Source organism: Kribbella sp. NPDC023855 (assembly GCF_040639475.1).
Taxonomy (GTDB): domain Bacteria; phylum Actinomycetota; class Actinomycetes; order Propionibacteriales; family Kribbellaceae; genus Kribbella.
This window is the reverse complement of sequence record NZ_JBFAAA010000008.1, coordinates 325,000-333,857: the sequence shown is the minus strand read 5'-3', so window position 1 is coordinate 333,857 and position 8,858 is coordinate 325,000. Positions and strand designations below refer to the sequence as shown.

Below are 8,858 nucleotides of genomic sequence, written 5' to 3'. Positions count from 1 at the left end.
GGCCAGCCCTGACGACCGCAAACCTGCCCCACGCCAACCGTTGAACCAGCATGAGCTCTGGCGACAGTCGAACACGACACACCACCAGTATTCAGCTGAACGAAGCGGCTAATCGAACGCATCGTCCGTCCGCCGTTGAGGCAGTATGGACGACTCTGTGAGCAAGTCTCTCGCCAATCTCGACGCGCGAAGACGCGTGTGTGAGCACTGTGCGGCGACCTTCATCGCCGGCAGATCTGACCAGCGGTTCTGCACGGATCTGTGCCGTTTGCGCCGCTGGCGCAGCCGCAAAGGCATCTCGTCTGCACGAGGCGCGAGCGGCCAACAGCGCCTCGATGCCCTGAGCGCCGAGATCGATAGGCTCGAGGCCCAAGTCGTCGAGCTACGGCAGGTCCACCTCGCGCTACGCGAGACACTCACCACCTGTCAATGCACCCGATCCATCGCCGACCAACGCAACTCGTAGTCGCCGCTGCTGTGGCTAACGCCCACGCTCCGTGCTGAGCTGCGACCCCGCTTCCGACAGGAAGGTTCTGCCGTCTTCCGCAAGAGCGGCAATGGCACTCACTCGACTGGCGCCAGCCCAAATTCCAGATTCAGGACAACTGAAGTACTGCACGCCGAGGCCGAGGTCCGCGAAGACGTCTCCGTCTAGATACCTACTACCGCCAGTGCCGCATATATACGCGGCTGCGCCCACAGCGAGCGTGAGGTCAGCAAGTCGCAGGGAACGCTCAGTTCGCGCCACAAGGTCGCTGCTTCGAACGATTTCGCCGGTCCAGCCGACTAGCTCGAGAAGCGATTGGGTCGAGGCGATCGCGATCTCAGCAAGGCGGTCCGTCTGCTCTATCAAGTGCACGACCTGATCGACCACATTGCCGACCGGTTCCCAGTGCAGGCCGCGTCCGTGAGCTTGCCTGGTCATCCTCGCAACTCTTCGGCGGGACATCTCCGAATCGAGGACACGGACATCTCTGATCTCAGTGGTTCTCCCGCTCGGCAGCGCCACCGGCAACGACATCCATTGCTGAGCCGAAGGATCCGAGCGCGGTCCGAGCCTTGCCCGATGTTGGTAGTCCCTCCGAGCGAACTGAACGTCGTCCAGGGCGACCCAAACATCGGCCGCATGGAGCTTGGCCAGCGTCGACAGCCGCGGAAACAGGTTGGGCTGGTGGACGGCACACAACCGCGGCTTGGTCTGCGTCACGTCATCAGTCGGCTGATGTAGCCGGCCTCAATCAGACGTTCATAGGCAATCCGTACGTCGTCAGGTACATCCTGCTCGACAGCGAAGCCGAGTGCTGGGTACTCGATCACGCGTTGCAGGTCACCAACAAGCATGTCGACAACAAGACCCGGATCGCCGATGCTTTCGAGGTAGTCGGCGAACGCGATCGGTTCTGACGCACAGATGACCTCAACCTCTGGCCACATCTTCTGACAGGTGGCAAATGCCCTGCGCTCCATGTAGGGCTTGGAGATCAGCAGTACAGATTCGACGGGTCCTGCCTGGCCGGCCAGCAACTCTCGCGTGAGTACGATGTTCTGGCCCGTGTTCGTCGCCTGGGGTTCGACCAACACATCAGAGTCGGGTACGCCCAGCGTGATCGCGTGCTCGCGGTAGTGGACCGCCTCACCACGAGGAAACCGAGCTGCCGTCGTCCGGCTGTTCGCTCCGGTGAAGACAAGCGTCGGAAACAGGCCCTGCCTGTAGAGCTGGGCAGCGAATGTCGCGACGCCTAGGTCATGACTGCCGAGCCCAATTCCCACATCCACAGACCGCAGTTCATGATGCATCTGGTGGTAGTCCCAGATCAGTTGGGCGTCCTTGATCTGGTCGTCCGTGGGGTTCTTGCTGAGCTGGCTAATATCCGTCTCCAACATCATCGACCTGCTCTCTGCTGAATTCTGCCGTCGTCCGCGAGGCGACTGATGCGATCGATGCTCGCCACTTGATGGGTCAGCTTGTGCTTGATCGCATGGGTGCGCGACTGCCCCAGTAGGACAAAGGCACTCTCACGCGTTGCCTTGTCAGCGAGCAGGATGTGCGCGCGGGCGGTGTCGAGCTTAACGCGTTGAAGGGGAGAGTCGTCGCGGCCGTTCGCGACGGCTATGTCCATATAGCGGTGCGCGGCGTCCGGGTTGCCGGCTGCCAAGTGAGCTAACGCAAGCTTCTGGTGCGCGACACTCCACTCATCGGGTTCATCGAGACTCTCGAACTCCTCGATTGCGAGGCCGATCGCACCAATAGCAACGTCGACCTTCTCCTCGCTCAGTCTGGAAGACTTGGTCACGGCGGTTCCGATCCAAAGCCGAGCGCGAGCTCGATCGAGCGGGTTGAGGCGCTGATCGTCCGCGAGCACCTGGTACGCCCGCGCAGACTGCTCGATCTCACCTGACATCTCGGCGACAACGGTGAGAAGGAGTTCTACCTGCCCGATCCTCGATACAGCGTTGAGTGCGGCAAACGTCTCGAGGGCTTTCGCATAGGCAGATCTCGCGGAGCCGGGGCCGCTAAGTTCCCCCTGGTCGCGCTGCAAGTTCCCCAGGAGTACCAGGGAACGACCTTGGAGATAGAGGCTGCTCTCATCAAGATCGATCTGCGCCGCACGACCGAGCCACCGCTCGACCAGGCGTGAGGCGAGAGCAAAGTTCTGCCTGTCAGCGTAGAGACGAGCGCGATCTAGGTCATCAGTCCAGGATTCGTTGTCCCACCGTGTCAGTGGCTGCAGCCTTGATCTCCCAGGACGTGTGCTCGTCCGTAACTCGTCGAACCGAGCCCGGGCCTGAGAGTCAGCGTTGGCCAACACAGTGTCCAATGCCGCCTGCATGTCGGGTCGGGGCTGGCGGGATGTGCCTGCGGCTTCCCATTTCGACACCGTGCGAATCGCAACTCCGAGGTGCTCAGCGAACGCGCGCACGCTGAATCGCAGGGCTAGTCGTAATGCCCTGGCTTCATGCCCAGTCCACGTGATTACGCTCTGCACCGAACCCCTCTCTGACTGACATCAAAGCAGCAGTCTGGTCTAGGCGCAGCACAAGTGCCACGGAAGTTCCACAGGCGGTCATTGGGCCAAGACGGCAGGCATCGCAGGCTGGTCCTGCGAACCTGCCAAGCCAACTCGCCACGGGTCTTCGATCCAATACGAAGGCCTCGTCCGAAGGAGTGATCCCTGTGGCACCTCCAGATCACGTTCCGCCCGATCACGAAGATTTACGAACGGCTACGACCAGGGGCACAATCTCGCGCCACCGGGTTTGCGTGTGGTTCGGCAAACACATCATCGCGGAGCACACCGACAATCCCGAGGCCGCGATTCGGTACCAGGCCGCAATGACACGGCGCTTTGCAAGCCTACGGGTGACCATCGAGCCTGCAATTGCGGTGGTGCCAGATGCTGATCTCTCGTGAAGGGCCAACGTCGGCGGCGCCGGTGGGTGGTGCTCTGGGATCGGTTGAACGTCAGGTTCCGGCAATGGCGGGACGAGGACCGTTGAGCGAGGTCGACTACACGCGACCACTTCTCCTCGGCTACATCCTCAAGCATCTCCTCATGACTGACGGCGAGTTGGCCGACATCAAGGACCAGCTGGGGCAGTTCGCCCAGGCCGAAGGCTTTGCGATGGGGACGATCTACACCGAGGAAACCGAGACGACACCGGCCGCATTCGAAGCCCTGATTGCGGTAGTCAACCGCTACGAGGTGACGACGGTGGTCATCCCGAGTCGACTGCACTTCGCCGCCCTGGCAATCACGCACGACGTCAAGGATACGTTCGAGCGGGCGACCGGCGCTCGAGTCGTCATTGCGAACTCCACCCCATGATCTGACGGAATCGGTGGGGGGCGTCGTCCTCATCTCCTCGGTGCAATTGTGATCTCCGCACCACTCACCGGTTCCGTCACCACGATGTCCCTGTCTGAGTTCCGACCCCTGTGTTCCCTGATGGCTCAGACAGGGACTTCAAAGACCGGCTGGCGCGGATCAGGGGACGAGGCTGCTCTGCGCCAGCCGCTCCAGCCCTCCCGACGCCGGCGCCTTCGGGAGTTGCTGCGCCATCTCTATGACCGGGAGTCCAGCCCGGGCAAGAGACCTGCCCGCCTGACCCACCACCTCCGCTTATCGCCTGGCGGGTGGCCATGTTCACCGAATGCTCTTGAGAAGTGAGGCAGCTATGTCGCAAGTCGAACAGATGAAGATGCAGCTCCACAGTCTGGCCGATCAATCCCGCCAAGGAGCTGCCAGCCTGGCCGGGTTCAAGCAACGATTTGAGCAGTCCGGTGAGCAAGTACAGGCCTTGATCCGCGGATCGGCCACCGGCGCGGATCGCGACATCTCGGCGGTCCTCGATGCCGCGGGGAAGTCGGTTGAGCAGGCGGTCCAGGCGCTCCAGATCGCCGAGGCTGGTTGTCGCAGCTACGCCAACCAGATCTAGCCCGGCCGAGAGACAGCGTGCCTTCGGAGCTGCAACGAGTCGCACAGCTGCTGCTTGACACCTTGGATGAGATTCCACGGGTGGTGGCCTACCTCCACGACCGCGCAGGCAAGTATCGCGAGTCGGCCGGGTGGATCGGCAGCATGAGCAACAACCTAAGTGCCCAGATGGCCGCAATGCAGCTGGAGGAGGCCGCGAGGCGCTGTGAAGAAGCCGCACACCATCTGTCCCTAGCCCCACCCAAAGCGCGCAACTGGGTCCAGGAGATGGTCAGCGGTCAGCGAACAGCTCCTGACCGGGAAGACCGCATCCACCCCGGCCCGGCCGCCTGGCGCGATCCCGCCAGACGAGCATCAGAGCCGGAACCGGAAGACCCGTTTGATCCAACGGCCAACCGGGTCATGCGCGATCTACCCATGGAAACCCAAGGACAAGACACGTGGAGTCTGGGTCGACGAGACAGGTCGGCGCCATGAGTGGATCAGCGGATTCGACGAATACCGTAAGCAGGCCGACGATCTCGCGGTCGAACTCGGTCTCGGCCGTCTGTGGACGACATCGCACGTGGAGATAAAGTTCGCGATGTTTATGCGGGAGCGTGGGCTGACAAGAGCACGACTGATCCTGAACAACATTCCCTGCGACGACGAAGAGTTCTCCTGCGAGAACCTGCTCAACAAGTTCCTCCCGCCCGGCGCGAAACTGACGATCTACGCACCCGACAACTTCAAACGCACCTATCCCACATCAGAAGACGGGAGCAGCCGATGACCTACACAGCGCGCGCGATCCACAAACGAGGCCAATCCAACGACCCAGCCCAGATCACCAGCCCACAAGACATCGACGCACTGATCCTGGAGCTGTCCACCGACGACGGCGACAACACGATCGCCGGCATCTACATCAACGAACGCCCCACCACACCCCAAGGCCTCCCGGACCACGAACTCCGCATCGCCATCGACGGCGAACGCAAAGTAGGAGCCATCCGCTACATGTCCGGCAACAACGCCTGGTACGCCGTCGGTCAAAGCTCCGACCTCGACGAAGTCCTCTACTTCTATATGGGCCACGACGAGCAGTACCCCCAAGACTCCGAAATCACCATCGACGAAATCCGCACAGCCACCAACGAGTTCCTCACATCAGGAGGCAACCGACCGACCTCCCCAAGTTGGTCCGAGTGGCCATCGAACATGTGACGATCCGCGAATCGACGTCGATTCCAGCCCACGCAAGCAATCACAGAGCACCAACTGGCACAGCTCGAAACCGGAGACCGTCTACCAAGGGGAGCAGTCATAGGCCTCAGCATTGAGGCGCACTTCTGGAGAAAACCCGGTGATGTTGGAGCCTGCACAAGACGCCAACACCTTGGTCGACGCCGTGCTGAGCGAAGAGGTTGAGAACTCGGTTGCCGCGCTGTACGCCGGCCTGCGACCCCTGATGACCCGTCTAGGACGGGTCGGCCCGCTCGTCATCGCCGCTGTTGGCGTGGGTGGGGGAGTCGAGGTCTGCAATTGATGGTGGGTCCTCGGCTTCCCAGACTCGGGCATAGGTTCGTGCAACGCGCGGCCAGATCTGTTGGCGACCGTCTTCGACTGACTCGATCTCGTCGGCCAAGTCCCCGGAGACGACGAAGTCGTGGGGGATGATGCGGCCGGCGGCGTCTTTGCGGCCCAGCGGGTCGGGGAAGCGTAGTGCGACTGTGCCGGCGGTGCGGCGGTATGTCGTTGGCTCGGTTTCGAGGCCGACGAAGTTGCGTTCGTACTCCGGGAGTGGGTCGGGATGGCCTCCGTTGAGGAGGAAGCGGAATCCCCAGGAGTGGCCGCGGGTGGCCCAGATGAGGGTTTGGGGCAGGTGCTGGGCGGTCACTTGCGGCTCTTGATGAGCAGGTTGTCTTTGACGCCATGGTTGAGATCCAGCTTGAGTTGCGTGAGGGTCGCGGTCAGGAAGTCGTTGTGGGCCCGGGCTTGGGTGTTCATATCTCTGACCTGGGATCCGGCCATTTTGGCGACCGCTACCAGTGCAGGGAGCGCGGCTTTGGTGGCGAGCGGGCCGATTTTCGGCAGCTTCGACACCAGGCTTTCGACAACGGAGAACTTGCTGCCCACCAGGAATGCGGCCAGGGTCTCGGCGCCGTCTGCCAAGGTGTCTAGGACCTGGCGTGGGATTTCCATCTGCTCGTTCCACTGGACTCGGCGTTCCAGGGGAAGCATGGAGGCGATCGGGAGGATGAGGTCGAGTCCGACTCGTTGGGTCACGTCTATCTCGACGTGGTCCGGATCAGCCGCCGATGGTTCGAACTTGGCCGAGGAGAGCAGCATGAAGTCCTCGCCGACCGACAGCGCTTCCGGCGTTTCCACGAGGTCCTTGAGCGTCGAGCGCAGGTCGTCGATGTGGTTGGAGGCTTTCTCGATCACCAGGTCGCGGAAGTTGTAGATGTCCCAGTCAGGGAAGAGGTCTGCCTTCGAGAGCGCGATGATCCAGATGCGGGGGAACTCGACCAGGCGGTTCTCGTCGGCCAGTAGGTCGTCTTTGAGTCGCAGTACGACTTGGCGGAAGTTCGTCAGGAGCGACTTGAGGTACCGCTCCTCCTCGCCCTTGTAGTCCAGTAGTTTCTGGCCGTCCACCAGCAGGAGCGCGACGTCGGAACCCAGCAGTGACCGGAACGTGTCGACCCGGCGGTTGGCTTCTTCCTCGCTGCTCGGCGACTCCTCGAACCATTCACCGGGGTAGTCGTGCCACGCGAGTCGCAGGGCGTCGAAAGGCCGCTGCTTCGCTGCTGCGTTGTCTCCGCCCTTGAGCTTCACTGAGAAGTAGTACGTCGTGGCCGCGAATTTCGTGGGCGCCGGTGGTCTCGCGCGGTCTCTCATGCCGAGGTAGTTCTGGTAGAGCCGGTTGCCCTGGCCGGTGTCGTCCGCGACGAGGTCCCAGAGATCGTTCGAGTACGACCGCTCCTGCGTCGGGCCGAAGAACGAGGAGACAAGGACCGTCTTGCCGGAGCCGCTCTCTCCGAAAACGGCGATGTGCTGCTCGCGGACCCTCGGGTATTTCGCCATTGCGCGAACGTACCGCACCCCTTGGATCAAGCGGTCCGTTGCGTAGAGGACCGCCTCATGGTCGGACGTCGTCAATGAGCTGGACATCGTAGAACTCGAGATCGAAGCATGTCCGAGCCCGTCGCACCGGCCCGCGCTGTGCTGCATTGAGACACCGCTGCTTTGGCGAAGGCGCATCCGCTCCACTGCGCAGCGCCTGCTCACCCTGCCAGACCTGTCGGCCGCGATCCAGGACCGGTTGGTTCGACTGGACCGAACACTCGCTTACGTCTGGGCGCGCCGCGCGGTTGGGCGCCTTGCTGCACGGCTGCTACACCTCGCGGACCTCGTACTGGACTCGCCACGTACTGCGCACGCCTCGGCCTGGACGTCGGCCACTTGAGCTACGCCGCCGGCGATCCTGCCCGGCGCCTTACGAGATACTCGGCTCCGACGGACGCTTCGTCGTCCACGCGGTCGACATGAGGCTGGCGATGGCCGAACTGGAGGAACGTGTGCGCGAGCTATGGACGTTCATCATCGCCTCGGTCACCGGAGAGAAGAGAGCGTACTGTGGCGACGCATCCAGCTAGCGCCGCGGCCGCACAAGTACGTCGACGCCTCGGCCTGGTCCGCCAGGCGCAGCAGATCCTGGAGCGCGCGATCGAACGGTCAGCTCCGCCAGAGAAGCTCGCAAACTGCCGCAAGAACCTTGCTGACGCCCAGCGGGCGCTGGCGAAAGCGAAGGTCTCGGCTGCGACCAATGCCGAAGCGAGACCGCGGTCGCGCAAGGCAGACACGACGGCGAAGGCGCCAGCTGGAAAGGCCGCCAGGAAGCGCAAACGTGAGACCAAGCACGCCACGCCGGCCGAGCGCACTTACGCCAAGTCGGACGGCGCACTTCCAGTCGACACCGGCGTGCGCTACTCGCAGGATCCCGACGCGGCGAAGCGAACGGTCTGGATTTTCAAGAGCGGCACCAGCTTCCATCGCCGCGACTGCCAAATTGTCGAGTCACGCGACGGAGCAATCGAAATCCCGGTTGCTAACGCCAGGAAGCGCAACCTCGTCAGGTGCATGCACTGCGTTCCCACTGTGCGGTGACGTTCGGTTCGCTGCGGCGGACGGCTCGCCCGCAAGATGCCGGCCGCCCCTTGATCCAGAATTCCGGATCGAGTGGACGCCTTCGACGAGCTCAAGCGACTCCTCGTCGAACTTGGGGGACATCGTCAAGCTTGACAGGCACGGCGTATCTCGACGCGAGAGTGACAACCTTCAGGACCCCCGGCGGCGAGCTGTCGCCGATCGGTCGACAGCGCCCTGTCGGAGGACACGCGAATGGCCATCTCAGCCACCGGGCTGCTTGCCTCCTCGACC

The 8,858-nt window shown here is 62.6% G+C and carries 11 protein-coding genes; 6 read left to right on the top strand and 5 right to left on the bottom strand.

Going from position 1 to position 8,858, the window contains the following annotated elements; genetic code table 11:
- The first annotated feature begins 157 nt into the window (after positions 1 to 157).
- A complete protein-coding gene (locus AB0F51_RS27185; RefSeq protein ID WP_360284454.1) occupies positions 158 to 466 on the top strand; it encodes a hypothetical protein in 309 nt (102 codons plus the stop codon).
- Positions 467 to 481: 15 nt separating this feature from the next.
- On the opposite strand, the gene AB0F51_RS27180 is transcribed toward AB0F51_RS27185, so the two are convergent.
- Genes AB0F51_RS27180 through AB0F51_RS27170 form a run of 3 tightly spaced genes read right to left on the bottom strand, consistent with a single transcriptional unit; the run spans position 482 to position 2,540 of the window.
- Positions 482 to 1,207, bottom strand: a complete 726-nt coding sequence (locus AB0F51_RS27180) for a WbqC family protein (RefSeq protein WP_360284453.1) — start codon at positions 1,205 to 1,207, stop codon at positions 482 to 484.
- The gene (locus tag AB0F51_RS27175) at positions 1,204 to 1,887 is read right to left on the bottom strand and encodes a YdcF family protein (RefSeq protein WP_360284452.1); all 684 of its coding nucleotides are present in this window, start codon (positions 1,885 to 1,887) and stop codon (positions 1,204 to 1,206) included. Before AB0F51_RS27175 ends, AB0F51_RS27180 begins: the two co-directional genes overlap by 4 nt.
- Entirely contained in the window at positions 1,884 to 2,540 is a 657-nt protein-coding gene (locus tag AB0F51_RS27170; protein WP_360284451.1) for a hypothetical protein, read from the bottom strand. The genes AB0F51_RS27175 and AB0F51_RS27170 overlap by 4 nt, the downstream gene beginning before the upstream one ends.
- An 855-nt stretch (positions 2,541 to 3,395) precedes the next feature.
- Here AB0F51_RS27170 and AB0F51_RS27165 point away from each other — a divergent pair.
- The 4 genes from AB0F51_RS27165 (at position 3,396) to AB0F51_RS27150 (ending at position 5,642) form a co-directional block, all read left to right on the top strand.
- Positions 3,396 to 3,827 carry a hypothetical protein gene (locus AB0F51_RS27165; RefSeq protein WP_360284450.1) on the top strand — a complete coding sequence of 144 codons (432 nt, stop codon included), beginning with the start codon at positions 3,396 to 3,398 and terminating at the stop codon, positions 3,825 to 3,827.
- A 349-nt stretch (positions 3,828 to 4,176) separates the two neighbouring features.
- Positions 4,177 to 4,437 carry a hypothetical protein gene (locus AB0F51_RS27160; RefSeq protein WP_360284449.1) on the top strand — a complete coding sequence of 87 codons (261 nt, stop codon included), beginning with the start codon at positions 4,177 to 4,179 and terminating at the stop codon, positions 4,435 to 4,437.
- Between the two features lie 378 nt (positions 4,438 to 4,815).
- Positions 4,816 to 5,208, top strand: coding sequence for a DddA-like double-stranded DNA deaminase toxin (locus AB0F51_RS27155; RefSeq protein ID WP_360284447.1), 393 nt, complete (start codon positions 4,816 to 4,818; stop codon positions 5,206 to 5,208).
- Positions 5,205 to 5,642, top strand: coding sequence for an Imm1 family immunity protein (locus tag AB0F51_RS27150; RefSeq protein WP_360284446.1), 438 nt, complete (start codon positions 5,205 to 5,207; stop codon positions 5,640 to 5,642). The genes AB0F51_RS27155 and AB0F51_RS27150 overlap by 4 nt, the downstream gene beginning before the upstream one ends.
- 253 nt (positions 5,643 to 5,895) lie before the next feature.
- On the opposite strand, the gene AB0F51_RS27145 is transcribed toward AB0F51_RS27150, so the two are convergent.
- Both AB0F51_RS27145 and AB0F51_RS27140 read right to left on the bottom strand, forming a co-directional pair.
- Positions 5,896 to 6,315, bottom strand: a complete 420-nt coding sequence (locus AB0F51_RS27145) for a hypothetical protein (protein ID WP_360284444.1) — start codon at positions 6,313 to 6,315, stop codon at positions 5,896 to 5,898.
- Positions 6,312 to 7,502 (bottom strand): hypothetical protein, encoded by a 1,191-nt coding sequence (locus AB0F51_RS27140; RefSeq protein WP_360284442.1) that lies wholly within the window; start codon positions 7,500 to 7,502, stop codon positions 6,312 to 6,314. The genes AB0F51_RS27145 and AB0F51_RS27140 overlap by 4 nt, the downstream gene beginning before the upstream one ends.
- Positions 7,503 to 8,054: 552 nt before the next feature.
- Here AB0F51_RS27140 and AB0F51_RS27135 point away from each other — a divergent pair.
- Positions 8,055 to 8,585 carry a hypothetical protein gene (locus AB0F51_RS27135; protein WP_360284440.1) on the top strand — a complete coding sequence of 177 codons (531 nt, stop codon included), beginning with the start codon at positions 8,055 to 8,057 and terminating at the stop codon, positions 8,583 to 8,585.
- The last annotated feature ends 273 nt before the right edge of the window (positions 8,586 to 8,858 follow it).